The sequence below is a fragment of the Streptomyces xylophagus genome (assembly GCF_000716435.1).
Taxonomy (GTDB): Bacteria; Actinomycetota; Actinomycetes; order Streptomycetales; family Streptomycetaceae; genus Streptomyces; species Streptomyces xylophagus.
In genome coordinates this window covers 118295-143535 of sequence record NZ_JNWO01000016.1, presented here as the reverse complement: position 1 = coordinate 143535, position 25241 = coordinate 118295, and the positions used below count along the sequence as shown (strand labels likewise).

26 protein-coding genes are annotated in these 25241 nt (G+C 70.7%); 12 read left to right on the top strand and 14 right to left on the bottom strand.

From position 1 onward, the window contains the following. Window positions 1–66 precede the first annotated feature (66 nt). The 3 genes from OO70_RS32190 to OO70_RS32180 form a co-directional block, all read right to left on the bottom strand. Window positions 67–315: a hypothetical protein gene (locus tag OO70_RS32190; protein WP_043678881.1), complete on the bottom strand. Its 249-nt coding sequence runs from the start codon at window positions 313–315 to the stop codon at window positions 67–69. A gap of 474 nt (window positions 316–789) precedes the next feature. Further along, entirely contained in the window at window positions 790–1680 is an 891-nt protein-coding gene (locus tag OO70_RS32185) for a 2-hydroxy-3-oxopropionate reductase (RefSeq protein ID WP_043678879.1), read from the bottom strand. 22 nt (window positions 1681–1702) lie between these two features. Then, the gene (locus tag OO70_RS32180; protein ID WP_043678876.1) at window positions 1703–2524 is read right to left on the bottom strand and encodes a TIM barrel protein; all 822 of its coding nucleotides are present in this window, start codon (window positions 2522–2524) and stop codon (window positions 1703–1705) included. Between the two features lie 186 nt (window positions 2525–2710). On the opposite strand from OO70_RS32180, the gene OO70_RS32175 reads away from it, so the two are divergent. The 7 genes from OO70_RS32175 (at window position 2711) to OO70_RS32145 (ending at window position 8276) form a co-directional block, all read left to right on the top strand. Continuing rightward, the gene (locus OO70_RS32175) at window positions 2711–2962 is read left to right on the top strand and encodes a hypothetical protein (protein ID WP_043679138.1); all 252 of its coding nucleotides are present in this window, start codon (window positions 2711–2713) and stop codon (window positions 2960–2962) included. Continuing rightward, window positions 2959–3327, top strand: a complete 369-nt coding sequence (locus OO70_RS32170; protein ID WP_043678874.1) for a helix-turn-helix domain-containing protein — start codon at window positions 2959–2961, stop codon at window positions 3325–3327. Before OO70_RS32175 ends, OO70_RS32170 begins: the two co-directional genes overlap by 4 nt. Window positions 3328–3434: 107 nt before the next feature. After that, on the top strand, window positions 3435–3950 hold the full coding sequence (uraD, locus tag OO70_RS32165; RefSeq protein WP_043678872.1) for a 2-oxo-4-hydroxy-4-carboxy-5-ureidoimidazoline decarboxylase: 516 nt from the start codon (window positions 3435–3437) through the stop codon (window positions 3948–3950). After that, complete coding sequence (gene uraH, locus OO70_RS32160; protein ID WP_043678869.1) at window positions 3947–4372, top strand: hydroxyisourate hydrolase; 426 nt, start codon at window positions 3947–3949, stop codon at window positions 4370–4372. The genes uraD and uraH overlap by 4 nt, the downstream gene beginning before the upstream one ends. Window positions 4373–4378: 6 nt before the next feature. After that, window positions 4379–5263, top strand: a complete 885-nt coding sequence (gene pucL / locus OO70_RS32155; RefSeq protein ID WP_043678866.1) for a factor-independent urate hydroxylase — start codon at window positions 4379–4381, stop codon at window positions 5261–5263. Between the two features lie 64 nt (window positions 5264–5327). Then, window positions 5328–6701 (top strand): 8-oxoguanine deaminase, encoded by a 1374-nt coding sequence (locus OO70_RS32150; RefSeq protein WP_043678863.1) that lies wholly within the window; start codon window positions 5328–5330, stop codon window positions 6699–6701. 204 nt (window positions 6702–6905) lie between these two features. Further along, the gene (locus tag OO70_RS32145) at window positions 6906–8276 is read left to right on the top strand and encodes a nucleobase:cation symporter-2 family protein (RefSeq protein WP_043678860.1); all 1371 of its coding nucleotides are present in this window, start codon (window positions 6906–6908) and stop codon (window positions 8274–8276) included. On the opposite strand, the gene OO70_RS32140 is transcribed toward OO70_RS32145, so the two are convergent. Both OO70_RS32140 and OO70_RS32135 read right to left on the bottom strand, forming a co-directional pair. Next, complete coding sequence (locus tag OO70_RS32140; protein ID WP_043678857.1) at window positions 8261–9079, bottom strand: chitosanase; 819 nt, start codon at window positions 9077–9079, stop codon at window positions 8261–8263. The two genes, OO70_RS32145 and OO70_RS32140, sit on opposite strands and share 16 nt — an antisense overlap. Before the next feature lie 144 nt (window positions 9080–9223). Beyond that, window positions 9224–10024: an AraC family transcriptional regulator gene (locus OO70_RS32135; RefSeq protein WP_051741830.1), complete on the bottom strand. Its 801-nt coding sequence runs from the start codon at window positions 10022–10024 to the stop codon at window positions 9224–9226. Window positions 10025–10111: 87 nt separating this feature from the next. Between OO70_RS32135 and OO70_RS32130 the strand changes: the two genes are divergently transcribed. Next, on the top strand, window positions 10112–10975 hold the full coding sequence (locus OO70_RS32130; protein WP_199827451.1) for an NAD(P)H-binding protein: 864 nt from the start codon (window positions 10112–10114) through the stop codon (window positions 10973–10975). A gap of 38 nt (window positions 10976–11013) precedes the next feature. Here the strand turns inward: OO70_RS32130 and OO70_RS32125 are convergent, their stop codons facing one another. Then, window positions 11014–12453: an MFS transporter gene (locus OO70_RS32125; protein WP_043678851.1), complete on the bottom strand. Its 1440-nt coding sequence runs from the start codon at window positions 12451–12453 to the stop codon at window positions 11014–11016. 101 nt (window positions 12454–12554) lie between these two features. Here OO70_RS32125 and OO70_RS32120 point away from each other — a divergent pair, with 101 nt between their 5' ends. Beyond that, window positions 12555–12944, top strand: coding sequence for a winged helix-turn-helix transcriptional regulator (locus tag OO70_RS32120; RefSeq protein ID WP_043678844.1), 390 nt, complete (start codon window positions 12555–12557; stop codon window positions 12942–12944). Between the two features lie 7 nt (window positions 12945–12951). Here the strand turns inward: OO70_RS32120 and OO70_RS32115 are convergent, their stop codons facing one another. The 5 genes from OO70_RS32115 to OO70_RS32095 are packed head-to-tail and all read right to left on the bottom strand — an operon-like array spanning window position 12952 to window position 16513. Then, on the bottom strand, window positions 12952–13374 hold the full coding sequence (locus OO70_RS32115) for an acyl-CoA thioesterase (protein ID WP_043678841.1): 423 nt from the start codon (window positions 13372–13374) through the stop codon (window positions 12952–12954). A gap of 55 nt (window positions 13375–13429) precedes the next feature. Next, on the bottom strand, window positions 13430–14059 hold the full coding sequence (locus OO70_RS32110; protein WP_043678840.1) for a hypothetical protein: 630 nt from the start codon (window positions 14057–14059) through the stop codon (window positions 13430–13432). A gap of 49 nt (window positions 14060–14108) precedes the next feature. Continuing rightward, window positions 14109–14708 (bottom strand): histidine phosphatase family protein, encoded by a 600-nt coding sequence (locus OO70_RS32105; protein WP_043678835.1) that lies wholly within the window; start codon window positions 14706–14708, stop codon window positions 14109–14111. 3 nt (window positions 14709–14711) lie between these two features. Further along, window positions 14712–15245 carry an HAD domain-containing protein gene (locus OO70_RS32100; protein WP_043678833.1) on the bottom strand — a complete coding sequence of 178 codons (534 nt, stop codon included), beginning with the start codon at window positions 15243–15245 and terminating at the stop codon, window positions 14712–14714. Window positions 15246–15304: 59 nt separating this feature from the next. Next, window positions 15305–16513: a pyridoxal phosphate-dependent aminotransferase gene (locus tag OO70_RS32095; RefSeq protein ID WP_043678830.1), complete on the bottom strand. Its 1209-nt coding sequence runs from the start codon at window positions 16511–16513 to the stop codon at window positions 15305–15307. 88 nt (window positions 16514–16601) lie between these two features. Here OO70_RS32095 and OO70_RS32090 point away from each other — a divergent pair, with 88 nt between their 5' ends. Further along, window positions 16602–17231 carry a winged helix-turn-helix transcriptional regulator gene (locus OO70_RS32090; protein WP_043678827.1) on the top strand — a complete coding sequence of 210 codons (630 nt, stop codon included), beginning with the start codon at window positions 16602–16604 and terminating at the stop codon, window positions 17229–17231. A gap of 49 nt (window positions 17232–17280) precedes the next feature. Here the strand turns inward: OO70_RS32090 and OO70_RS32085 are convergent, their stop codons facing one another. The 3 genes from OO70_RS32085 to OO70_RS32075 are packed head-to-tail and all read right to left on the bottom strand — an operon-like array spanning window position 17281 to window position 20939. After that, on the bottom strand, window positions 17281–18096 hold the full coding sequence (locus tag OO70_RS32085) for a hypothetical protein (protein ID WP_043678824.1): 816 nt from the start codon (window positions 18094–18096) through the stop codon (window positions 17281–17283). After that, window positions 18096–19361, bottom strand: a complete 1266-nt coding sequence (locus OO70_RS32080) for a VWA domain-containing protein (RefSeq protein ID WP_043678821.1) — start codon at window positions 19359–19361, stop codon at window positions 18096–18098. The genes OO70_RS32085 and OO70_RS32080 overlap by 1 nt, the downstream gene beginning before the upstream one ends. A 9-nt stretch (window positions 19362–19370) precedes the next feature. Continuing rightward, window positions 19371–20939, bottom strand: coding sequence for an IucA/IucC family protein (locus tag OO70_RS32075; protein WP_234336996.1), 1569 nt, complete (start codon window positions 20937–20939; stop codon window positions 19371–19373). 37 nt (window positions 20940–20976) lie between these two features. Between OO70_RS32075 and OO70_RS32070 the strand changes: the two genes are divergently transcribed. Both OO70_RS32070 and OO70_RS51395 read left to right on the top strand, forming a co-directional pair. After that, entirely contained in the window at window positions 20977–22476 is a 1500-nt protein-coding gene (locus tag OO70_RS32070) for an IucA/IucC family protein (protein WP_043678819.1), read from the top strand. 151 nt (window positions 22477–22627) lie between these two features. Beyond that, complete coding sequence (locus OO70_RS51395; protein WP_078651643.1) at window positions 22628–25228, top strand: protein kinase domain-containing protein; 2601 nt, start codon at window positions 22628–22630, stop codon at window positions 25226–25228. Window positions 25229–25241 lie beyond the last annotated feature (13 nt).

Sequence of the window (25241 nt, the reverse complement as noted above, 5' to 3'; positions counted from 1 at the left end):
ACGAATGTGCCCGCGTTCAGGGGTGGTTGAAGCCTCGCGAGAGGGGTTCAGAGGTTTATTTGAGGTTCACTGATCGTGGTGCTCGGTGTGGTGCTCCGACAGGCCCGGCCAGTCCTCGGGGCCGCCGCCCTGCCACTCGATCAGATCGCTCTCCTCGACCTCGATCCGGTCCAGGTCGGCCAGGCGCAGGATCTCGACGACGTCGTCCAGGTGGGAGGCGATGCCGAGGGTCTCGTCGCCGGTGGTGACCCGGCGGGAGCCGTCCAGGGCCGGGGGGTGCACCACGATGTGCGGGTGTTCCGGTGGATGTGCCATGCCTTCAGGCTGCTGCGCGTACGGCGGTTCCGCACCCGGAAACACCGAAGAGCGCCGGATACGGGACTGTCCGCATCCGGCGCTCGTCGTGGTGGCCGTCCGACGGCGCGAGGCTGGGCGCGACAGGACGTTCGCGCCGCCGGACGGGGTCTGGGGCCTCTGTGGAGGCGTTCGGCTGGGACCGCGGCGGGTGCGACGGGACCAGGGTGCTCCTTCTCTCAGGTCGAGAAGGAGGCCTCGGAACCTTCACCACCGCACTGGCTCGCACTCCGCCGCGGTCCTGGCCCTGCCCGCGCGGTACCGGCGACCACCCCTCATCCGGGTCGTCCGGCACGCACGGGCCGTCTGTTGGCGAACTGAATTGCATGATTCCGGGCGGCGCCAACGCCTGGGCGCGACAGGACAGTTGTCAGCGACGACGCCGCCCGGAAGTTTCTACGACCCCTGGAGGGCCCTGGGCCCTGGACCCTTGGGTCAGACCTGCGCGCCGGAGAGGCGCTCGACGCCGCGCAGCAGCGCCGAGTGGTCGAGGCCGCCGTCGCCCTGGGCGCGCAGCGATGCGACCAACTGGGCCACCACGGCGCCGACGGGCAGCGCGGCGCCGACGTTGCGGGCCGCGTCCGTGACGATGCCCATGTCCTTGTGGTGCAGGTCGATACGGAAGCCCGGCTTGAAGTCCCGGTCGAGGAAGTTGTCCTTCTTCCGCGTCAGCACCGTGGAGCCCGCGAGCCCGCCGTTCAGGACGTCGAGGGCGGCTGCCAGGTCCACGCCCGACTTCTCCAGGAAGACCACGGCCTCGGCGCACGCCTGGATGTTGACGGCGACGATCAGCTGGTTGGCGGCCTTCACGGTCTGCCCGGAGCCGTGCGGACCGCACAGCACGATGGTCTTCCCGAGCGCGTCGAAGATCGGCTTCGCCTCGTCGAAGTCGGCCCGGGCGCCGCCGACCATGATGGAGAGTACGGCCTCGACCGCGCCGGCCTCGCCGCCGGACACGGGGGCATCCAGGACCCGAACTCCCTTGTCCGCGGCGGCCTTTGCCAGGTCCACCGAGGTCTGTGGGGTGATCGACGACATGTCGATCAGCAGGGCGCCGGAGCGGATGTTCTCCAGGATGCCGTCCGGACCGTAGGCGATGGCCTCGACCTGCGGGGACGCGGGCACCATCGTGATCACCACGTCGGCGTCCCGCACGGCCTCGGCGATCGATCCCGCCGAGGTGCCGCCGGCGGCGGCCAGGCGGTCCAACTTGTCCTGTTCCAGGGTGAATCCGGTGACGTCGTAACCGGCCTTGAGCAGGTTCTCGGACATGGGGGAGCCCATGATGCCGAGGCCTATCCAGGCGATCTTGGGGAGCTTGCTCATGGGAGTTGCCTTTCGGGGAAGGTCAGCGGGGCAGCCAGTCGAAGGCCTCGGCGCTCGGGCGGTCGCCGGGCTTGTACTCCAGGCCCACCCAGCCGTCGTAACCGGCCTTGCGCAGCTGGTCGAGGAGGTCTTCGAGGGGGAGCGAGCCGGTGCCGGGGGCGCCGCGGCCCGGGTTGTCCGCGATCTGCACATGGCCCGTCTTCGCCGCGAACTCCTCGATCACGGACGGGAGTTCCTCGCCGTTCATGGACAGGTGGTAGAGGTCCATGAGGAAGCGCGCGTTGCCGAGGCCGGTCGCGTCGTTGACCTTGTCGACGATTCCCACGGCGGCGGGGGCGCTGACGAGCGGGTACAAGGGTGACTCGGGTTTGTTGAGCGCCTCGATCAGCAGGATCGCGCCGATCCGGTCGGCGGCGCGGGCCGCGAGGACCAGGTTCTCCAGGGCGAGCGCGTCCTGCTCGGCCGGGTCGACGCCCGCCACGCGGTTGCCGTAGAGCGCGTTGAGCGCGGTGGCGCCGAGCGCGTGGGCGAAGTCGGCGGCCACGTCGATGTTCGCGCGGAACCGCTCCGACTCCTCGCCCGGGATCGACAGGGCGCCGCGGTTCGGTCCCGGCAGCTGCCCGGCGTAGAAGTTCAGGCCGGTGAGCTGGACGCCGGCGTCCTCCAACGCCCGCTTGAGCGCGTCGAGTTGGGACTGCTCGGGGGTGGGGGAGTCGACCCAGGGCCACCACAGCTCGACCGCGGTGAAGCCGGCCGCGGCGGCGGCCGCGGGGCGCTCCAGGAGCGGGAGCTCGGTGAAGAGGATCGACAGGTTGACGTTGAAGCGCTGGTCTGCGAATCCCATGGGGGTCTGCGCTCCCTTCCGTGTCGAGGGCGATGTCGAGGCGATGTCGGGGGGATGGTGTCCAGAGCCAGTAACATAATTCCGTATTGTGGAAGTTAGTTTCTGCTTATTGGAAGATTGCCGTCGGGTGTCGGAGCTTGTCAAGGGGGCTCGGCGGAAAACGACACCGCGCGTTAGGTTGTGCGCGTGCGATTGCGAGTGGAGTTCACGACAGAGCCCTTCGACCTCGACGAGGCGCCCGCGCACGCGGTGGTCGCCAGGGAGGTCATCGAGGTGGCGGAGCTGGACTCCGTGGACGTCGGGCCGTTCGGCAACACGGCCGAGGGTGGCGCCGACGCGGTGCTCGGCGCCGTCGACGCGCTGCTGCGCAGGACCCTGGAGGCCGGCGCCACCCGGATCTCGCTCCAGCTCAACGTCATCGGGGAGGGTGACCGGTGACCGGCACCGGGGACGAGCCGTTCATCACGGCCGTGAAACCGCTGGTCGACGCGATGGGCGGCGAGATGCTCCCGCCCGACGAAGCGGGCCCCGACGACGTCGTGCTCGCCTGGGAGGGTGCCGACGTGGTCGCCGTACGTCTGCCGCAGCTCGCGGACTCGCTGGACCACATCCTGGCCGCCATGGAGCGCAAGAAGGGCAAGCCCCTCGCGGACCTGGACCGCAAGGCCAAGCAGGAGGTCGTACGGATACTGGAGGCGCGCGGCGCCTTCTCCGTGCGGCACGGCGTGGAGACCGTCGCGAGCGCCCTCGGGGTCAGCCGGTTCACCGTGTACAACTACCTGAACCGCGAGAAGGAGAGCTGAACCCCTTCCCCGGTTGTTACCCGGAATTTTCAACAAAGTGTTGACGTGGTGTTGCCGAGGGCGTTAGCTACTGCCAGCCCGATCAGCACAAGGCCACGGAGGCTCCCGTGACGTCGACATCCACGCCGCCGGGCCTCGCCCGGTTCAACGCCATCGAGGAGCACGCGGCCCTCGCCGCCCTCCTGGAGGTGTGCGCATCCACGGCGTGGACCCGGCGACTGCTCACCGGCCGCCCGTACGCCGGACCCGAGGACCTCTACGCCGAGAGTGACGCGGCGATGGCCGATCTGACCGCCGAGGACCTCGGCGAGGCGATGGGCGGCCACCCGCCGATCGGCCGGCCCAAGCCCGGTGACCCCACCTCCGCCCGTGAACAACGCGGCATGGCGGGCGCCTCCGAGGAGCTCAAGGCGGAGATGCTCGACCTCAACCTGGCGTACCAGGAGAGGTTCGGCCATGTCTTCCTGATCTGCGCCACCGGACGGACCGGCGAGCAGATGCGCGACGCGGTCAAGGAACGGATCGGCAACTCGCCGGAGCAGGAGAGGGAGATCGTCCGCACCGAGTTGGGGAAGATCAACCGCATCCGGTTGGCCAAGCTCGTAGAGGAAGAAACGGCATGAGCAGCAGCACCACCGCCTCGGTGTCCACGCACATCCTGGACACCTCCGTCGGCCGTCCCGCGGAGGGCGTCGCCGTCCAACTCGCCGCCCGCAGTGGGGCGTTGGCGGACTGGCAGGCGCTCGGCGGTTCCGCGACCGACGCGGACGGGCGGTGCAAGGACCTCCCGGCGCTGCCGGAAGGCACCACACACGTACGGCTCGACTTCGCCGTCGAGGCGTATTTCCAGCGTTCAGAGAACAAGCAGCGTTCAGAGAACAAGCAAGCCGATGCGCAGCAGGACGCCCCCGCGAATCGGGACAGCGGTCCGACCGGAGTGTTCTTCCCGGAAGTGGCGATCACCTTCGCCGTGAACCCCGGCGAGCACTACCACGTACCGCTGCTGCTCAACCCGTTCGGCTACTCCGTATACCGAGGGAGCTAGCAGAAGATGCCCACGATTCTTGGACAGAACCAGTACGGCAAGGCCGAGAACCGAGTCGTCAAGATCACGCGGGACGGCGCCACCCACCACATCAAGGACCTCAACGTGTCCGTGTCGCTGAGCGGCGACATGGACGAGGTCCACTACTCCGGCTCGAACGCCAACGTGCTGCCGACCGACACCACCAAGAACACGGTGTACGCGTTCGCCAAGGAACACGGCATCGAGTCCGCCGAGCAGTTCGGCATCCATCTCGCCCGGCACTTCGTGACCTCGCAGGAGCCGATCAGGACGGCGCGCATCCGCATCGAGGAGTACGCCTGGGAGCGCACGACCGGGGGCCACTCCTTCGTCCGCAAGGGCCAGGAGACCCGGCTCACCCAGATCACGTACGACGGGCGGAGCTGGGAAGTCGTCTCCGGGCTCAAGGACTTGACGGTACTCAACTCGACGGACTCCGAGTTCTGGGGCTACGTCAAGGACAAGTACACGACGCTGCCCGAGGCGTACGACCGCATCCTGGCGACCGAGGTGTCCGCGCGCTGGCGCTTCAACTGGTCCGACGACACCCAGGAGATGCCGGACTGGGAGGAGTCCTACGAGCAGACGAAGCAGCACCTGCTCCAGGCCTTCGCCGAGACGTACTCCCTCTCGCTCCAGCAGACCCTGTACCAAATGGGTTCGCGGATCATCGACAACCGTGGCGAGATCGACGAGGTGCGCTTCTCGCTCCCCAACAAGCACCATTTCCTTGTGGACTTGGCGCCGTTCGGGCTGAAGAACGACAACGAGGTGTACTTCGCCGCCGACCGGCCCTACGGCCTGATCGAGGCGACCGTCCTGCGGGACGGCTGCGAGCCGAGGATCCCGGTGGATCTCACCAATCTCTGATGCGAACGACGCGAACCGCGAACTCGGCCCAGAAGCAAGGAAGTTGAGACGAACGATGGTAACGATGGTTCAGCGTGTCGTCATCGAGAACTGTGCGATCGCGACGGTGGACGCCGCCGACACCGAGTACGCCACCGGGTATGTCGTCATCGCCGGCAACCGCATCGAGTCGCTCGGTGCGGGCAAGGCGCCCGAGGGGCTCACCGATGTGGTCCGGCGCATCGACGCTACCGGCCACCTGGTGACCCCCGGTCTGGTCAACACCCACCACCACTTCTACCAGTGGATCACCCGGGGCCTGGCCACCGACCACAACCTCTTCAACTGGCTTGTCGCGCTGTACCCGACCTGGGCGCGCATCGACGAGCCGATGGTCCGCGCCGCCGCGCAGGGTTCCCTCGCGATGATGGCCCGCGGCGGGGTGACCACCGCGATGGACCACCACTACGTCTTCCCGAAGGGCTCCGGCGACCTCTCCGGCGCCATCATCGGCGCCGCCCGCGAGATGGGGGTCCGCTTCACGCTGGCCCGCGGCTCGATGGACCGCAGCGAGAAGGACGGCGGACTGCCCCCGGACTTCGCCGTCGAGACCCTCGAAGGCGCCCTCGCCGCGACCGAGGCGACGGTACGGGAGCACCACGACGCTTCCTTCGACGCGATGACCCAGGTGGCCGTTGCCCCCTGCTCGCCCTTCTCCGTGTCGACCGAACTCCTGCGGCAGGGCGCCGAGTTGGCCCGCCGCCTCGGTGTACGGCTGCACACGCACGGCTCGGAGACGGTCGAGGAGGAGCAGTTCTGCAAGGAACTGTTCGGCATGGGCCCGACCGACTACTTCGAGTCCACCGGCTGGCTCGGCGACGACGTGTGGATGGCGCACTGCGTCCACATGAACGACTCCGACATCGCCGCCTTCGCCCGTACGAAGACCGGCGTCGCCCACTGCCCCTCGTCCAACGCCCGGCTCGCCGCCGGTATCGCCCGCGTCCCCGACATGCTCGCCGCCGGCGTCCCGGTCGGCCTCGGCGTCGACGGCACCGCCTCCAACGAGTCCGGCGAACTCCACACCGAGCTGCGCAACGCCCTCCTGATCAACCGCCTCGGCGCCCACCGCGAAGCGGCCCTCAACGCCCGCCAGGCGCTGCGTCTCGGGACGTACGGCGGCGCCCAAGTCCTGGGCCGGGCAAGCGAGATCGGCTCCCTGGAGCCGGGCAAGCTGGCCGACCTGGTGCTGTGGAACCTGGACACTCTCGCGCACTCCTCCATCGCCGATCCGGTGACCGCGCTGGTCTTCGGGTCCGCGGCCCCCGTCACCGCCTCCTTCGTGAACGGCCGTCAGATCGTCGAGAACAACCGGCTGTTGCACGTCGACGAGGACACGATCGCCCGCTCCACGCGGGAAGAGGCCCGGCGGCTGGCGCGGATCGCCGCACAGAGCTGACCAGTTGACTGGTTGAAGAGCTCCGGTTGAGGGGGACGGCCCTCATCCGGTGGCCGTGGCCGGGGCGTGCATGTACGTGCGCGCCCCGGAACGGCCCTTTCCGTCCTTTTTGTAAGCATTTTTCCCATGGTCCCGCACGGCCGCGCACCACCTCCACGAAACCCACGTCAGAGTCGACGTGTTAGCTGACCCGGAGGAACCACAGTGACCGCTCACCCTGTCGACGAGAAACTCCCCGCGCTCAAGATGGCCACCACGGGACTGCAACACGTGGCCGCCATGTACGCGGGTGTCGTCGCCCCGCCGTTGATCGTCGGGGCGGCCGTCGGCCTCTCCGGCACCGAACTGACCTTCCTCACCGGCGCCTGTCTCTTCACCGCGGGCCTCGCCACCCTCCTGCAGACCCTCGGGATCTGGCGGATCGGCGCCCGGCTGCCCTTCGTCAACGGCGTCACCTTCGCCGGCGTCGCCCCGATGACCGCGATCGCGGCCTCCACCAAGGACAGGTCCGACGCACTGCCCGTCATCTTCGGCGCGGTGATCGTCGCCGGACTCCTCGGCTTCCTCGCCGCCCCCTTCTTCAGCAAGGCGGTCCGCTTCTTCCCGCCGGTCGTCACCGGCACCGTGATCACCCTCATCGGCCTCTCGCTGCTGCCCGTGGCCTTCGGCTGGGCGCAGGGGCCCGACCCGGCCGCGCACGACTACGGTTCGACGACCAACCTCGGCCTGGCGGCGGCGACTCTTGTCGTCGTCCTGATCGTCCGCCGATTCACGCGGGGCTTCGTCAAGCAAATAGCCGTCCTGCTGGGCCTGTTGATCGGGACGCTCCTCGCGATCCCCTTCGGCGCAACGGACTTCGGCCCGGTCGCGGACGCGGACCTGATCGGTTTCCCGACCCCGTTCCACTTCGGCGCACCGCAGTTCCAGCTCGCGGCGATCGTGTCGATGATCGTGGTGATGGTGGTCTCGATGACCGAATCCACCGCCGACATGCTGGCGTTGGGCGAGATCGTCGACCGCCCGGCCGACGAGGCGACCATTACCGCGGGCCTGCGTGCCGACACCCTCGGCTCGGCGCTGAGCCCCTTCTTCAACGGCTTCATGTGCAGCGCCTTCGCGCAGAACATCGGCTTGGTCGCCATGACCCGCATCCGCAGCCGGTACGTCGTCGCCACCGGCGGCGGCTTCCTGGTGCTGATGGGCCTGTGCCCGGCGGCCGCGTCGCTCATCGCCGTCGTACCGCGCCCGGTGCTGGGCGGAGCGGGTGTGGTCCTGTTCGGCTCGGTCGCCGCCAGCGGCATCCAGACCCTCGTCAAGGCGGGCCTGGAGAAGGACAACAACGTCGTCGTCGTGGCGGTGTCCCTGGCCGTCGGCCTCATCCCGATCGCGGCGCCGGACTTCTACCATGCGTTCCCGCAGACCGCGAGGATCGTCCTCGACTCGGGCATCTCCACGGGCTGCGTCGCCGCGGTGGCACTGAACCTGGTCTTCAACCACCTCGGCCGGACCCACGAGCAGACGCAGATCAGGGGTACGACCGAGGCCGTACCCCTGACCGGTCAGTCGATCTCGTAACTGTCCCCGTACACCTTCCACTTGAGCGGTGTGTCCAGGTCGAGGTTGCCCTTCTTCAGGAACACCCGCTGGGCCGTCTCGACCCGGGTCACGTCGCTGTGCGCCGCTTCCTGCTTCATCGCCCAGACGCGCGCGTCGAGGAAGGCGTTGAGGTACGTCGTCTCGTCGCCGCCGTCGGTGGGCGTGGTCGCGTGCCTGCGGGCCCGGGCGCGGATGCCGCCGAAGCAGAGGGGGTCCGTGCCGGGGCCGTGCATGACCATCGCGTCGTAGTAGACGAACTGCCCGAGCGTGCCCACCCCGTCCTTCTTGGCGCGTGCCACGGCCGGGTCGAAGTAGCCGCGGTCGCGTTCGTCGCGCTGCGCCTTGCGGAACGCGGCGGAGCTCTTCGCCGCCTTGCGCCAGGCGGCGGGGAAGCCCGGGGCCAACCCCTTGTGCGAGGCGGTGCCGTCGACGGCGCGCAGCGCGGGCAGATAGCCGGCGAGGACATTGCCCGGAGCGCGCTTCCTGTACAGCTCGACGAGCGCCAGCATGTCGCTGGTACCGGAGCAGAAACCGATGATGCCGCCGGTGTAGCCGCGGCCGTCGCCGATGTCCTCGATGTACTTGTACTGCGCCTCCCAGTCCAGGGAGGAGTTCTCCGCACTCGACACCAGCCGCATCGCGATGTCCTTCTTCGCCGGGGCGTCGAGCCCCGCCGCACTCACCGTCGAGGCCTCGGCGGACGGCCACTGACTCGCGATCGCCGCGGTGCCGAGGGCGGCGAGCAGGGTGCGGCGGGTGGCTTTTCTTCGGAAGAACGGCACGTCGACTCCAAGGCGGGCGCGGTACACAGCGACTCTGAAAGGCAGCTGAGACTCGCTCGCCAACTTGGGAGGGCCGTGGGGCGGAGTTAGCAGGTCACTGTGAATTCCCCGGCCACGCCGTGAGGTTGGCGCGCGACGCCGAACTCAGCCGCGCCGCACCGCCTGGCAGGGCATGGCCTCGGGAAGTCGGCCCGTGAAGTACGACCGCGGCGGGACCCCCATCAGGGCGCGGAAGTCGGACGTCATGTGGGACTGGTCGTAGTAGCCGGTGGCGGCGGCGAGTTGGGCCCAGGAGAGTTCGGTGGCGTGGGCGACCACGGCACGCACCCGGTTGATACGGGCGTAGTGCTTGGGGGAGAGGCCGACCCCCTCGGCGAACAGGTTGCGCAACTGCCGTTCGCTGACGGAGAGTTCGCGGGCCACGTCGGGCACCGGGCCGGGGAGGTGGCCGGTGCGGATCGACATCGCGTGGACGCCGGCCCGGACGAGTTCGGTGCGGGAGGGGTCCGCGACGGCGGTGAGCCGCGCCGGGAGCACCTCCGTGAGCCGCGCCACCGCGGCCTCGGGCTCCAACCCGCCCAGCTCGAAGGCCAGTTGCCGGGCCGCTCCACCCGGCAGATCACTCAAGGCCATGGCCCGGCCCACGAGATTGACCGCCGGAACACCCAGCAACGGCCGTGCGGTGCCCGGCGCCAGCCGCAACTCCACGCAGGACACCAGGCGTTTGGCCGCGTGGTACGTGGCCCGGACCCGAGGCCCGACGACGAGGACACTGCGCCGGCCGTTCCCCTCGACGCGCACCACCAACTTCGTCTCCGGGTCCGGGAGATGGACGAACGGCTCCGCCGGAACGATGCTGACCGTCAGGTCGGTGATGCGCGCGATCCAGGGGCGCAGCTCGTCCGGCAGGCTCAACTCCCGTTCGGACAGGTCGGGGTTCGTCACCCCTCCAAGGTAAGGGCGCGGGCGGGCCCTACGCGGCCCGGGAACGTGCCGGAATCTCCTAGAACCGAGCGCCGTTCCCCGCCCACTGTGGGTGCCATGATCCTCGTGACCGGTGCCACCGGCACCATCGGCAGTGAAGTCGTACGACAGCTCGCGGCGCGCGGTGAGAAGGTGCGCGCCCTGACCCGGGACCCGGCGAAGGCCCAGGTGCCCTCCGGAGTCGACACGGCGCGCGGCCACCACGCCGACCGCGCCTCCGTGCAGGCGGCGATGACCGGCGCCGAAGTCGCCTTCCTGGTGGGCGTGTTCGGGCCGGACGACGCCGAGCGCGACCGCGGTCTGGTCGAGGCGGCACGGGCGGCAGGGGTGCGCCGGATCGTGAAGCTCTCCGGAATCGGCGCCGGCGACCCCGCGATCGGCCCGGTCGGCACCTGGCACGTACCCGGTGAACAGGCCGTGCGGGACAGCGGGTTGGAGTGGACGGTCCTGCGCCCCTCCGCCTTCGCCTCGAACACGCTGGGCTGGGCGACGTCCGTGCGGTCGGGCAGCCCGATACCGAACACGAGCGGCACCGGCGGCCAAGGGGTGGTCGACCCGCGTGACGTGTCCGAGGTCGCGGTGGCCGCCCTGCTCGACCCGGGCCACTCGGGCCGCACATACACCCTGACCGGCCCCGAGGTACTCAGCGTTCCGGACCAGGCCGCCGTCCTCGCCGGGGTCCTCGGACGTCCGGTGGAGGTGCGCGACCTGTCCTCGACCGAGGCGCGCGAGTATCTGCTCGGACTGGGCTTCAGCGACACGTTCATCGACGCCTCCGAGATCAGCAGGGCGTACGTCCGCGACGGCGGCAACGAGGTCGTCACCGAGGACGTGGGAGAGGTGCTGGGGCGTTCGGCGCGAACTTACCGGGAGTGGGTCGAGGACCATCGGGAGGTGTTCGGGGAGGGGTGAGCCGAGCGCGGGCGGGCAGTGAGGCCGGGGCGAGGGCGTCAGTCCCGCCCCTGTCCCGGCCTGGTCCGCAGCACCCCCGCCGCCAGCACCAGCGCCCCCGCCGCGAGCAACGCACCCACACGAAAGGCGAGTTGATACCCCTCCGCCGTCGCCGGGATCAACTCCGCACCCCGGGCGACCAGTCCGTCGGTCCGGCTCGCCGCCAGTGTCGACAGCACCGCCAGTCCCAGTGAACCGCCCACCACCTGCGTGGTGTTGAAGAGCCCGGAGGCCAGTCCCGCGTCCTCCTCCCGTGCCCCGGACATCGCCAGCCCGGTCAGCGCCGGCATCGCGGCGGCGAAGCCGGTGGCCAGCAGGAGCAGCGGCGGGAGTACGTCTGTGATGTAGGAGCCGTCGGCCGGGGCGCGGCTCAGCAGGGCCATCCCGGCGATGATCAGGACCAGCCCGGCCAGCAGTACCCGGTACGCGCCGAAGCGGCCGATGGTCCGTGCCGACAGGCCCAGCATCAGGACCCCGATCACGACCGGTGCCGGCAGGAACGCCGTGCCGGTGAGCAACTCGCTGAAGCCCAGGACGCGTTGGACGTACAGCGCGCCGATGAACTGGAAGCCGAACATCGTGCCGATCATCAGGATCTGGACGGCGTTCGCCCCGGTCAGGAGGCGGGAGCGGAACAGTCGGAGACGGAGCAGGGGGCGCGCGGCCCGGGCCTGGCGGAAGGTGAACGCCACGAACAGGGCCAGGGCCAGGGCGGCCAGGAGGAGGGTCGCGGTGAGGCCGCGGCCCCCGGTGCCGACGATGACGTACACCGTGAGCATCAGCGCGCCGGTGACCAGCGCGGCCCCCGGATAGTCGGCGCCGCTGCCGAGCCCGGCGCCCTGTTCCGGGGCGAGGACGCGGACGGCCGCGAGCCACGCCACGATGCCGATCGGCAGGTTGATCAGGAAGATCCAGTGCCAGTTCAGGGCCTGCGTCAGCGCCCCGCCGAGGAACGTGCCGAGCGCCCCGCCCCCGGCGCCGACCGCGCTGAACACCGCGATGGCGCGGGCCTGTTCACGCGGTTCCGGGAAGAGCGCGACCAGCATCCCGAGGACGACCGCCGAGGCCATCGCCCCGCCGACGCCCTGCACCGCGCGCGCAGCGATCAGCATCCCCTGGCTGGTCGCGACCCCGCACAGTACGGAGGCCGCGGTGAACACGGCGAGTCCCGCCGCGAACATCCGCTTGCGGCCCACCAGATCGCCCAGCCGCCCGACGAGGAGCAGCAGCCCGCCGAACGGGATCAGATAGGCGTTCACGACCCAGGCGAGCCCCGGCCCCGAGAAGCCGAGGTCGTTCTGGATCGCCGGCATGGCGACCGTGACGATGTTGCCGTCCAGGATCGTCATCAGCGTCCCCGCGCACAGGACGACGAGGGACGCCCAGCGGGAGTACGTTCGGTCCAGCGTTCGGGGCGGTGACTCCGACAGGGTCGACATGGCTCGTGGCCTCCATAGTTCTCCGTAGCACCCGTAAGGGCACGACTTGTAACAGGGACCATCGTGGGGAACCATGGAGGTCGTCGTAAGGAGGCACTTGGATGTCCCAGGGGAACACCGGTGTTACCGCCCAGGTCGTGAACGCGCACGCCTGTCCGGTCCGCGAAGTTCTTGACAGGGTCTCGGGCAAATGGAGCGTGCAGATCCTGGTCGCGGCGGCTCACGGACCCATCCGCTTCACCGAGTTGGAGCGCAGCATCGAGGGCATCAGCCGCCGCATGCTGACCCTCACCCTGCGCAATCTGGAACGCGACGGACTCGTCACCCGCACCGTGCACCCGACGGTGCCGCCGAAGGTCGAGTACGAACTCACCCCGGTGGCCGAGGAGTTGCACGAGACCCTGCAACGGCTGACCGACTGGGCGGAGCGCAACCGGGTCTACATCGCCGAGTCCCGCGCGGCCTACGACACCGGGCGCGAGCCGGAGTAGCCGCCGCTCAGAGCCCGAACAGCCCCGGGTCCGTCGTCAACTTCTTGAAGAATTCCTGCGGTTGGGCGATCAGCCTGCGTTCCTTGAGGTCCAGCAGGCCGCCGACCGACGCGGCCTCCGCCGAGACCGTGCCGTCCGTCTTGGTGATCGTCTGCAGGACCCGGAACGTCTTGCCCTCGCCCCACTCGAAGACGCAACTCACCTCGATGTCCTCGCCCGCGCGCAGCTCGCGGAGATAGCGGATGGTCGTCTCCAGGACGACCGGCGCGACCTCCTGGGCGAGCAACTCGGCCTGGCCCACTCCCGCGGCCTGCAACAGCGCCCAGCGGGCGTGCTCCGCGTACTGGAGGTACACGCTCTGATTGAGGTGTCCCAGGCTGTCGGTCTCGTATCCGCGGACGGTCACCGGGACGGAAAACGGCTCGCTCACTGCGTTCCCTTCTCGCACTGACGGACGATCTGCCCTCCCGATCTTGGCATGCCCGTCAGGTCCTTCGCGGTGAGGCCAGCAGATAACTCGCCCCCGTTCGCGGCTCGTTGTGCCCGCTCACCTGCCAGCCCGCCCGCTCCAGCGTCCCCGCACAGGCGCGCAGCGCCTCCCCGTCCGGGTCGCGCACGGCGACGGCCTCGGGCTGCGGGGTCGCGCGCACCCGGTAACCCTCCGCGTCCCGCCCGGCGGGCCGGTGCCCGGCCGCCTCCAGGGCGAGCGCGGCGGCCTGCACCAGATGCGTCCGCTCCCAGCCGCACGGCCGGTCCACGGAACCGTCCGGATTCGTCATCCGGCGCAGCTCCAGCAGCCCCTGCCAGGCGCTGTGCACCTCACGGGTGCGGGCCGGACCGGTGCCGGCTGTCGTCTCCTCACCGCCGATGCGCGCGGCGAACACCCCGGCGGTCGTGGGGGCTTCCACGACGGGCTCGGGGACCTCCGGCGCCGTCTCCCGCAGGCGATGCCCCGCCGGCGTCAGGAAGTAGTCGTGCGGCGGACGCGGGTGCCGGAACGCGAGCCCCCGTTTCACCAGCGCGGCGAGCTGCGCCTCCGTACCGCGCAGCCGCCCGGAGACGGGATCGGCGGAGTCGATGACACGCCGTTGCGCGGCGGTCGGCGGTCGTGTCACGGCGTGCTCCTCCCCGCCGCGTCATGGGTGTCCGCGGCTCATTCGAAGGCTACGACGGAGGTCTGACATTCCACGCGGCGATGACCGGCCGACCGTGCTCCGTGCCCAGCCGGCACAGCGTCCCGGTCGCCAGCTGGAACAGCGCCCCGTCCGACGGCGGCAGTCCGAGCCACCGCGCGGTGAGCACCCGTAGGAAATGGCCGTGGGCCACCAGGACGACCACGCCCTCGGTGTTGGCGAGGGCCGCCTCCACCTTGGACAGCACGCGGTCGGCGCGCTGCCCCACCTGCTCCGGGCTCTCCCCGGGATGGTCCGGCGGCCCGGGCGCGACCCCGTCGGTGAACAGGAACCAGTCGGGCCGGGTGCGCTGGATCTCGACGGTCGTGATCCCCTCGTACCCGCCGTAGTCCCACTCCCGGAGGTCCACATCGACGCGGACGTCCGTCAGCCCGATCAGCTCGGCGGTCTCCCGGGCCCGCTGCAAGGGGCTGGCGAACGCGGCGCCGACCCGGTGCGAACGGATCAGCGGCACCAGGCCGCGCGCCTCCTCCCGCCCCTTCGCGGTCAGCGGGACATCGGTCAAGCCGGTGTGCCGCCCCGACCGGGACCATTCGGTCTCTCCGTGCCGTACGAGGAAAAGATCGCCCATACCTCACAGGCTATGGGCCCACTGCTCCAACGTCGCGAAATCGCTCTCGCGCAGACCCTTGCGCGGGTTCACTTGGAGCAGCAGTGCCGGCCCGTCGTGGTGCACCTCCACATGCCTCACGTCCAGGTCGGTGATCATGTCGTCGGCCCAGACGAAGGGTCGCCCCGCCGCCCAGGCCACGACCTGCCGGGTCTTCCAGTAGAGCCCGTCCGGGGCCCTGGTGAACATGTCGGTGAACTCGATCACCGGCAGGTCGTCGGGCAGCCCGATCGCCGGCGCGATCAGTTCGTTGGCCTGGTGCATCCAGGTGGTGGCCCAGGCCGGCTCGTACGGCAGCGCGCGTATCCGCTCCCCGTGCCCCGGGTGGAGCCGCACCCGCAGGCCCCGCCGCAGTCGCCGGGAGCCCGGTTTCTGCCGGGCCGACCAGTTCGCCGGCCACAGTCGGTGGGTGACATAGCCGCGATGGCGTAGGAACCGGGCGCCGTACGGGTTCAGGGGGCCGTCGACGTCGAGGAGGAGTAAGGGGGGATCGACCATGCGGAGGAGATACCCAGGGCGGCGCGAAGGTATCTGTTACGGCGACGGGAAGGGGACTGCTACTGCCGATACCCGCCGAGGAACCGTCCGATCCGCCCGATCGCCGCCTCCAGGTCGTCCGCGTACGGCAGCGTGAGGATGCGGAAGTGGTCGGGGGTCGGCCAGTTGAAGCCGGTGCCCTGGACGACCTGGATCTTCTCCCGGAGCAGCAGGTCCAGGACGAACTTCTCGTCGTCGTGGATCTTGTGCACCTTGGGGTCGAGCCGGGGGAACGCGTACAGCGCGCCCTTCGGCTTCACGCACGAGACCCCCGGGATCTCGTTCAGCTTCTCCCACACCACGTTGCGCTGTTCGTGCAGTCGCCCGCCGGGGACGGTCAGGTCGCGGATGGACTGACGGCCGCCGAGCGCGGCCTGGATGGCGTACTGCGCGGGCGCGTTGGGGCACAGCCGCATGGAGGCCAGCATCGTCAGGCCCTCCAGGTAGTTCTTCGCGTGCTGCTTCGGGCCCGTCACCACCAGCCAGCCCGAGCGGAAGCCGGCCACCCGGTACGTCTTCGACAGGCCGCAGAAGGTGAGGACGACCAGGTCGGGAGCGAGCGCGGCGGCCGAGTGGTGCACGGCGTCGTCGTAGAGGATCTGGTCGTAGATCTCGTCGGCGAACACCATCAGGCCGTGCCGGCGGGCGAGGTCGAGGATGCCCTCGACGATCTCCTTGGGGTAGACGGCGCCGGTCGGGTTGTTCGGGTTGATGATGACGACGGCCTTGGTGCGGTCGGTGATCTTCGCCGCCATGTCGTCCAAGTCCGGGTACCAGTCCGCCTGTTCGTCGCAGAGGTAGTGGACCGCCTTGCCGCCGGAGAGGGTCGTCACCGCCGTCCAGAGCGGGAAGTCCGGGGCAGGGATGAGGATTTCGTCGCCGTCCTCCAGCAGTGCCTGTACGGCCATGGAGACCAGCTCGGAGACGCCGTTGCCCAGGAACACGTCGTCCACGTCGACTTCGAGACCCAGGGTCTGGTAGCGCTGGGCGACCGCACGCCGGGCAGAGAGGATGCCGCGGGAGTCCGTGTAGCCGTGCGCCTGGGGGAGCATCCGGATCATGTCCTGGAGGATCTCCTCGGGCGCCTCGAAGCCGAAGAGCGCGGGGTTGCCGGTGTTCAGGCGCAGGACGCTGTGGCCCGCCTCCTCCAGTGCGTTGGCATGCTCGATCACCGGACCGCGGATCTCGTAACAGACCTCGCTGAGCTTGCTCGACTGCCGGAACTCCATTGCGCCCTCGCCCCATCGGCTTCGTGTGTTGCTTGGTTTTACCAAGTGTGAGCTTGGAAAGTCCAACAACATGTCTAGACTGCGTCGCATGTCACCTCGCCGAAGCTACGACCAGTACTGTTCCGCGGCCCGGGCGCTCGACCTCGTCGGCGACCGCTGGACCCTGCTGATCGTCCGCGAACTCCTCGCCGGCCCGCGCCGCTACACGGACCTGCACGCCGATCTGCCGGGTGTCAGCACGGACGTACTCGCCTCACGGCTGAAGGACATGGAACGGGACGGGCTGACGACCCGGCGGCGGCTGTCGCCTCCCGGTGCCGTCTACGTCTACGAACTCACCGGCCGGGGGCGGGAGTTGCTGCCCGTACTGCAAGCGCTCGGTGCGTGGGGTGCGCCCGAACTGGGGGAGCGGCGGCCTACTGACGCGGTGCGTGCGCACTGGTTCGCGATGCCGCTGCTGCGGGCGCTGGAGGGGGAGGGGCTCGTCGAAGTCCGGCTGGAGGAGGGGGAGTTCCACCTTTGGGTGGGGGCGGAGGAGGACGGGCCGGTCTACGGCGAAGGGCCTGCACCCCGGGAGCCAGATGCTCGGCTGGTGCTCGGCGTCGACACGTGTACGGCCGTCGCGCAGGGGGAGTTGAGCGTGCCCGACGCGGTACGCGCCGGACGCATCGAGGTGACCGGCGAGGGCACGCTCGCGAAGGCGCTGCGAGAGGCGTGAACGGCAGAAGGCCCGCCATGAGCGGGCCTTCTGATGATCCGTCACGGAGTCACATGCCGGGCGGCGGAACCCGCCTCGGCCGTCCCGACCCCCGGGTCAGCGCATACCCGCCGATCCCCGCGAGCGCGGCCAGCACACCGCCCACACCCGTCCACACCCAGCGGTCGGACCACCACCCGGAGGACCAGCCGCCGTCGGGCTCGATGCTCGACAGCGCGGCCGAAGTCGACGACGAACTGTCGTCATCGGATGCCGACTTGGCCGCGATCCCCGGCGTCAGCGGCTGCGCCAGCGAACCGTCCACCGCCGCCGCACCGCCGATGTCCTTGGAATCCACCCGTACTTCGGTGCTCACCGGAAGGCCCAGGTCGGACGATTGCAGATCCACGACCGTCAGCCGCACGTAGTACGTGCCCGGCAGCGGGTCGTTGGCCCAGGTCTCCGACCAGGCACGGACGGTACGCAGCGTGCAGGCCAGGTCCACGGAGGTCGCGTCCTGCGCGGCGGTGCGCGTCGCAGCCCCGTACTGGCAGGCCTGGCGGCGCCGCAGCCCGTCGTACACGTCGAGCTGCCAGGTCTCCCCGGCGTGCGTGTCCGGCAGCTTCACCGTCGCCTTGACGGTGGGGCGTTGACCGGCGTCCGCGGCGAACGACCAGTACAGGTAGTCACCCGTGGAGCCGGTCGCGGTGCCCGTCTGCCCCTGGTCCAGCTCCGTCGCCGTACGGAAGGAGGTGCCGGCCTGGGTCGGGGCCGAGCTGTCGTCGGAGGAGGAGGGGCTCGCGGAGGGCGAGGAGTCCGCCACCGCGGGTCCCGCGGCCAGCCCCGCCATCAGCAGGGCCGTGCTCAACACACGTGTGATCCGCATCAGTTGGTCCTCCAGACCGCGAGACGCCAGCGGGACAGCCAGCCCCAGAGCAGACCCGCCACGAAGCCGGTCAGCACGAGTGCGCCGAGCAGCCACCAGCCGCGGCCGAGGCCGAAGGAGGCCACGTCGCTCGCCTTGCTGGGCGCGTCCACGACGTCGACGGTCAGTTCGAGGGGCAGACCGGGGGTGGTCTTCACCCCGGAGGCCGCCGAGAAGGAGTTGGTGACCTGGAGACACACGGTCTCGGCCGGTGCGTTGTCGTCGTCGCTCTCCGCCTTCGGGTAGCGCAGCCCGGTGGAGATCACATCCGTACGCCCGTTGCCCGTGCCCTCGCCGCGCACGATCTCACGGCCGTGCACGGTGACCGCCCGCAGCAACACCCCGTAGTCCGGGTTCACTTCGCGGTCGGCGCCGACGCTCACCGAAGCGCGCAGCTCCTGACCGGGGTTGACGTCCACGCGGTAGAAGCGCTGCTTGCCGAACTCCTCGCGGTCCGTGTACAGACCGGACTTGAGGGTCGGGGCGCTCGTGCACTGGGCGGTGCCCTCGGTGGCGACCGGGGTCACCACCGGGTCGGCGGCGCGGTCCACCAACTGGCCCACGCGGTCGGAGAGTTCCTCCTTGTGCTGCACCGAGGTGTACGTGCCGCCGGTCGCCTCCGCGATGCAGCTGAGCTGGTCGCGGGTCTTGGTGTCCGGCACCAGACCCAGGGTGTCGATGGTCAGGCCGATGCCCTTGGCCGCGATCTCGCGGGCCACCTCGCACGGGTCCAGCGGCTGGCAGGTGTCCTCGCCGTCGCTGATCAGGACGATACGGCGGGTGCCGTCACCGCCGTTCAGGTCGTCCGCCGCCTTCAGCAGCGCCGGGCCGATCGGCGTCCAGCCGGTGGGTGTGAGCGTCGCGACCGCGGCCTTGGCCTCGGTGCGGTTCAGGGTGCCCACAGGGTACAGCTGCGCGGTGTCCTTGCAGCCCGTCTTCCGGTCGTTGCCGTGGTAGTTGGCGCCCAGGGTGCGGATGCCGAGCTGTACTTCTTCGGGTGTCGCGTCGAGCACCTCGTTGAACGCCTGCTTCGCCGCTGCCATCCGCGAGCCGCCGTCGATGTCCTTGGCGCTCATGGAACCGCTGACGTCCAGCACGAGTTCGACCTTGGGGGAGGCCGTGGAGTCCGTCTCGTCGGCGACCGCTCCGGCAGGGAAGGCGACCCCGGCCGTGAGGGTGGCGAGCAGGGCACAGATCCCCGCCGCCAGCCGTTGTCTTGTGATCATCGCCGGATCCTATTGATCAGATGGACCGGGCTCCAAAACGAGCGGGTTCGGCAGCCCGGTCCACTGGTCCCCGGGCAGCTCCGGCGACAGCCGCATCAGCGTCAACGCCTTCGCCGGCAGCGGCTGTTCGAGCAGCGCGAGCAGGTCGGGCGTCCGCGGAAGATCCGGTACGACCGCCGCCAGCGCCGCCCTGAGCGCCGTACCGGAACCCGCCGTACCCGCGAGCGCGCCCGCCACCAGCGAGCCGAACAGCTTGCGCCGCAGCGTCGTTTCGTCGTCCGTGACGATCCGTCCGCTCAGCTCCGGGACCGGAATCCCGTGCCGGGCAAGGCGCTTCGGGCTGACCCGGATGTCGGCGAGATCGCGGTAGACCAGGCGTACCGGGGCACCCGAACGGGACAGCACCACCAGCAGGTTCTGACCGTGCGCCTCAAGGGCCACACCGGACTCCAGGAGCCGCAGACAGACGACGAGGGCGAGGCGTGTGAACTCGGCCAGCCAGACGGGCGATCGGGGCAGGTCGGTGGTCGCGAGAGCGGCCACCGGCAGAACCCGCTCGCCCGCTTCCGTGGCCGCGTACGTCTGTGGTGACTCCCGCAACACGGCGGCGAGATCCGGGGAGTTGGCGGTGGCCGCGCCCAGGGTGCGGGTGACGTGCAACAGGCCGTCGGAGCGCGCCGCCAGGGTCTCCCCGAACGCCGACAGGGCCGCCGAAAGACCGATCGAGTAGACGGAGATGTCCCGCACCGAGGACGTCAGCCGGGCGCTCAACGCGGTCTTGACGTGCGGACCGTCGGCCAGGGCCAGGGTGCGCAGGGACATCAGCGGATGCGCGTCCACCGGTTCGTCCCCCGCCCGCTTCAACACGTGTACCGCCTGCCACGGGTGCACCGGGATCAACAGCCGTCCCGCGTCCCGCAGTTCGTCCGGCCACACCCCGGTCAGCAGACACTCGTCCGCCCGCACCGGCACCGACCCGAGCTCCACGACAGGCCGGTGCTCGGGGCCGTAGGCGAGCTGCTCGGCCACCGAGAACCCGGGCCGGGAACGGCAGTTGGGGTGGAAGGGATGCCCGTCGACGATCCGCTGTTCCCACTCCCAGTCGTGCGCCGGCCACTCCTCCGAGGGGGCGGGCTGGTTGGCCCGCGACAGCGCCAACGAGGCGACGCTGTGCCCGAGTTCGACCGCGAAGGCGGTCCCGTGCGGCACGGCGAGGTCGGTCATCAGCCGCGCCGGATCGTCGTAGGTCACGCCGTCGAGGTGGACGACGGTGACGTACGCGTCGGTCGCGTAGGGGTCGGCGGGCGGGCCGTGCAGCGTCCGGCCGCCGGAGAGCCGTAGGAACAGGCCCGGGGCCCGGCCGGTGATCCACGGCAGCGGCTCATGGGCGAGCGCCCGCCACAGCCGGGTGAGGACCGCCGCGCGGGCGCCGGGCAGTTCGGCCGCGTACCGTTGCAGGAGGTCGGGCCGTACGGCGGCGAGTTCCTCGGCGACCTCGGCCTCGGGAAGCGGGGGACGGTCCACGGTCGACTCCTCGGGTGCGGACGGGGCGTCTTGGTCGGTGACGACGAGAGACATACTGATCGCGATCGCAGGACACGGACTTGGGGAACGAATGGATCGCGTCGACTTCACACCCCCGGGCGACGACGTGGCGGAGCGCGCCGACGCGTACGCGGCCGCGCCGCTGCTCAACTGTCTGCTGCGGGAGGTGGCCCGGCCGCTGCCGGACGCGGGGGAGCGACGGGTGTACCGGCTGCCGGGCAGCGGTCGACTGCTGCGGGTGCGGGGCGAGCGGCGGCCGGCCGAGCCCGAGGTGTACGCCGACGGCGACTGGCAGCCCGTAGACCACCCCGAACTCGTGAAACTCGTAGCAGAGGAACTGACCCGGCACACCGGGGTGTCCAACCACGAACTGCCCGCCGAGATGACCGACAGCCGTGACGCGGTCGCCGCGCTGCTCACCGCGTGCGAGAGCGCGACGGCGCCCGACGACCCGTATCTCCGCTCCGAACAGTCCTTGATCACCGGCCATCCCTACCATCCCGCGCCCAAGGCACGCGGCGGCGGCCCCGTCGCGGGCTGGCTGCCCTACGCCCCGGAGGCGTACGCACGCTTCCCGCTGGTGCTGCTGGGGCTGCGCGAGGACGCGGTCGTGGAGGAGGGGGACGTCTCGGCCCTGGACGCCCTCGGCGAGGCCCCGCCCGGCTACCGGCTGCTGCCCGCGCACCCCTGGCAGCTCGACCTCGTCGGCGGCGGCCTCGCGGAGGCCTTCGCGGACGGCCGACTGATCCGCCTCGGCACGACCGCGACCCCGGTCTGGCCGACGGCGGCGATCCGGACGGTGTACAGCCCTGCCGAGGACCTGTTTCTCAAGTTCAGCCTCGACGTGCGCATCACCAACGACGTGCGCCGACTCTGGCGCCACGACCTGCTGAAACTCAAGCGCACCGACACGGCCGTCCGGGATGCCTTCGCCGCGATGAGCGGTCCGGCGGCCTGGCTGAGCGACCGCGGCTATCGCACCGCCGACTTCGCCTTCGAGGAACTCGCCGTCCTGGTCCGCGACGGCCTGCGCGACCACCTCTTGCCCGGCACGACCCCGCTGCTCGCCGCGGGGTTGGTGGAGGGCTTCGCCGGCGACCCGCTCTCCGTCGCGGCCGACCCGGGGGCCTGGTGGGAGGCGTATCTGCGCCAGGTCGTACCGCCCGCGCTGACCGCCTTCGCCGACCACGGCGTCGTACTCGAAGCACATCTGCAGAACACGCTGGTCGCCGTCGACGCGGACGGCATGCCCGCGCAGGCGCTGTACCGGGACGCGGAGGGCGTGAAGCTGTTGACGGACGTGGACCGGGCCGCCGGGTGGGAGCGGTTGGTGTACTGCCTGGTCGTCAACCATCTCGTCGAGATCGCCGGAGTCCTCGCCGAGCGCCACCCGACCCTCGACCCCTGGCCCGCCGTCCGCGCCGAACTCGCCCGCCACGACCTCCCCGAGGCCGCCGCACTCCTCGCCTCGCCCACCCTGCCCGGCAAGACCAACCTGCTGCTGCGCTGGACCGGGGCGGACGGCGCCGACGCCCGCTATCTGCCGTTGCCGAACCCGTTGGCGGGGTGACGTGGGGGGCGTGAGGGGAACCGTTCCGAACCCGGTGACGTCATGAGCGGAACACCTAGACTGATGGCTGGGATTGGGGAGCCTCGCGGCTGATTCCAGTCGCTCGACGGGGTGCGAACAGGGCGAGACGACGGGGCGAGATGGGGGAGTCATGAAGCCGCTCCAAGCAGGTGATCCCGCCTCTGTCGGGGAGGGCAGATACCGGCTGGTCGGACGGCTCGGCCAGGGCGGAATGGGCGTCGTCTACTTCGGCCGGTCGCGGTCGGGCCGGGCGGTGGCCGTCAAGGTCGTACGGCCCGAACTGAGCACGGAACCGGGTTTCCGGCGCAGATTCGCCGCCGAGGTGGCCGCGGCCCGCCGCGTCGGCGGCTTCCACACCGCGCCGGTCGTCGACGCCGACCCGGAGGGCGAACCGGCCTGGCTGGTGACCGCCTACGTACCCGGACCCACGCTCCAGGCCGTTCTCGACCAGGTGGGCCGCCTTCCCGCGGACACCCTCACCGTGCTGGCCGCCGGCCTCGCCGAGGCACTGGCCGCCATCCACCAGGCCGGGGTCATCCACCGCGACCTGAAGCCCGCCAACATCATCGTCGCGGAGGACGGCCCCCGGGTCATCGACTTCGGCATCGCACGGGCCCTCGACGGTACGGCCCTCACCCAGACCGGCTTCCAGATCGGCACCCTCGGCTTCCTCGCGCCGGAACAGCTCACCGGGGGCACGCTCACTCCCGCCGTGGACATGTTCGCCCTGGGTGTCGTCCTCGGCCAGGCGGCGGGCCACGCTCCCTTCGGCGACGGGGCGTCGGCCGCCTGGCCCTACCGCGTCGTCCACGAACAGCCGGACCTCACGGACGTTCCCGGCCGGTTGCGCGAACTGGTCGCGGCCTGCCTGGCCAAGGACCCGCGGGACCGCCCCGGTCCGTTGGAGTTCCTCGACCAACTCGTCGTCCAGCATCCGTCGGACGTGTGGCTACCGGCCGAGGCGACGGCGCTCGTACGGAGGAGTCAGGACCCGGCGGCGTACTTCGCGGCGGGGGCGGACGGTTTGGGGGCGGGTGGTCCGGCGGGGGGCAGTTTTCTGGCGGGTGGTCCGGCTGCCGATGGGTTGGCGGTGGGCGGTCCGGCGGATGGGTTGGCGGCCTCGCCCGCTGATCCGCGTACGGCGCTCTCCGGGCCGCCGCCGGTGTTCGGGGATCGGTGGGTTGGGGGTGGCGACGCGGGGTCGGAGGTGTCTGGTGCGCCGGTGTTTGGTGGGCGGCCAGTAGCGGGTGGTGATCCGGAGCCGGGAATGTCTGGCGCGCCGGCGTTTGAGGAGCGGTCGGGTGTGGGTGATCCGGGGTCGGTGGTGTCTGGTGCGCCGGTGTTCGGGGAGCGCCCGGTCGGGGCTGCCGAGCCGGTGATCGGTGAGCGGTCGGGAGCGGCTGCTGAGCCGGGGTTCGGGGGGTGGCCGGTCGGGGCTGCCGAGGCGGGGTCGGTGGTACCTACTGAGCCGGTGTTTGGTGAGCGGCCGGTCGCCGCTGCCGATCCGTGGCCCATGGCGCCCGGCGAGCCTACGGATGGCGCACGGCCGCTGGCCGGGGCCGTTCCGCAGGCGCCTGCCGATGGGTGGGCCGGGGCCTCCCATCCACTGACCGTCCGGTCGTCGCCCGGCCCCAGGCCTGGTTTCGGGCCCGCGCCGGAGTTCGGGCCGGCGCCGGACTTCGCGTCCGCCCCGCTGCAGCCGCCCGGCGGCTCCGTGCCCGTGGGCGGCGCTGGACCAGTTGGCGGTGCCGGCAAGCGGCGGGGTCGCGGCAGGACCGTCGCCGTAGCGGCGCTGCTGGTCGTGGCGGCCACCGCGGGTCTGCTGGTGTGGCATCCCTGGGCCGGTTCCGGTCAGGACGACGCCGGTGCCGGTGCTGGGGTCTCCTCCTCGCCCCGGCTGTCGACGCCCGCCGCGTTTCCTGACGCCCCGCTGCTGGTGCGCATGGACACGGACCCGGGGTCGTCGACATGCCACAGCGTGATCGGGCGTCGCGACTCCACCACGGACGACCCGAAGCAGCTGATCGACGGGACGTGTGACGCTCTTCCGCAGTGGGCCCCCGACCGCAAGTCGTTCGCGTTCACGCGGAAGACGGCGCAGGAATCGGCGGTCTGGACGGCGAACGCGGACGGTACCGGCGTGCGCCGGATCGCCGCCATCGCGGGCGGCCGGGTCTCCTGGTCCCCGGACGGCAAGCGGCTGGCCGTACTGCGCCGGGCGGACGGCGTGCAGCAGCTGTTCGTCGTGACCGTCGCGGACGGCTCGGCGCAGCAACTGACCACCGGCACCGCGAAGGTGGAGGACCCGGCGTGGTCCCCCGACGGCAAGCACATCGCCGTCTGCCTGCAGAAGACCTCGGGCTGGCAGATCCACGTCGTCGATCCCTCGCGGCCGGGGGGCGAACCCGTGCAGGTGACCCACCAGGCCCGGCGGGCGCTCGACCCCGTCTGGTCCCCGGACGGCAAGTACTTCGCCTACACCGCCGGAGCACCCGGTGTGAGCACCGGCGGAGACATCCACGTCGTCAGGACGGACGGCACGGACGACAGAACGCTGGTGCAGACGGCCGCCCAGGAGATGGACCCGGTCTGGTCCCCGGACGGCAAGTGGGTGGCGTTCGTCCGCGGCCCCTTCGACCAACCGGCGATCTGGGCCGTCCGCGCGGACGGCACAGGCATCCGCAGGCTCACCACCGGCACCACCCCGGAGGGCCACCCCTCCTGGCGCTGAACCGCGCCGACCC

Bases quoted from the DNA above. Each gene is read 5' to 3' on its own strand.
- OO70_RS32190 (WP_043678881.1), bottom strand. From the start codon at position 315: ATGGCACATCCACCGGAACACCCGCACATCGTGGTGCACCCCCCGGCC.
- OO70_RS32185 (WP_043678879.1), bottom strand. From the start codon at position 1,680: ATGAGCAAGCTCCCCAAGATCGCCTGGATAGGCCTCGGCATCATGGGC.
- OO70_RS32180 (WP_043678876.1), bottom strand. From the start codon at position 2,524: ATGGGATTCGCAGACCAGCGCTTCAACGTCAACCTGTCGATCCTCTTC.
- uraH (WP_043678869.1), top strand. From the start codon at position 3,947: ATGAGCAGCAGCACCACCGCCTCGGTGTCCACGCACATCCTGGACACC.
- pucL (WP_043678866.1), top strand. From the start codon at position 4,379: ATGCCCACGATTCTTGGACAGAACCAGTACGGCAAGGCCGAGAACCGA.
- OO70_RS32150 (WP_043678863.1), top strand. From the start codon at position 5,328: ATGGTTCAGCGTGTCGTCATCGAGAACTGTGCGATCGCGACGGTGGAC.
- OO70_RS32125 (WP_043678851.1), bottom strand. From the start codon at position 12,453: ATGTCGACCCTGTCGGAGTCACCGCCCCGAACGCTGGACCGAACGTAC.
- OO70_RS32120 (WP_043678844.1), top strand. From the start codon at position 12,555: ATGTCCCAGGGGAACACCGGTGTTACCGCCCAGGTCGTGAACGCGCAC.
- OO70_RS32105 (WP_043678835.1), bottom strand. From the start codon at position 14,708: ATGGGCGATCTTTTCCTCGTACGGCACGGAGAGACCGAATGGTCCCGG.
- OO70_RS32100 (WP_043678833.1), bottom strand. From the start codon at position 15,245: ATGGTCGATCCCCCCTTACTCCTCCTCGACGTCGACGGCCCCCTGAAC.
- OO70_RS32095 (WP_043678830.1), bottom strand. From the start codon at position 16,513: ATGGAGTTCCGGCAGTCGAGCAAGCTCAGCGAGGTCTGTTACGAGATC.
- OO70_RS32090 (WP_043678827.1), top strand. From the start codon at position 16,602: ATGTCACCTCGCCGAAGCTACGACCAGTACTGTTCCGCGGCCCGGGCG.
- OO70_RS32085 (WP_043678824.1), bottom strand. From the start codon at position 18,096: ATGCGGATCACACGTGTGTTGAGCACGGCCCTGCTGATGGCGGGGCTG.
- OO70_RS32080 (WP_043678821.1), bottom strand. From the start codon at position 19,361: ATGATCACAAGACAACGGCTGGCGGCGGGGATCTGTGCCCTGCTCGCC.
- OO70_RS32075 (WP_234336996.1), bottom strand. From the start codon at position 20,939: ATGTCTCTCGTCGTCACCGACCAAGACGCCCCGTCCGCACCCGAGGAG.
- OO70_RS32070 (WP_043678819.1), top strand. From the start codon at position 20,977: ATGGATCGCGTCGACTTCACACCCCCGGGCGACGACGTGGCGGAGCGC.
- OO70_RS51395 (WP_078651643.1), top strand. From the start codon at position 22,628: ATGAAGCCGCTCCAAGCAGGTGATCCCGCCTCTGTCGGGGAGGGCAGA.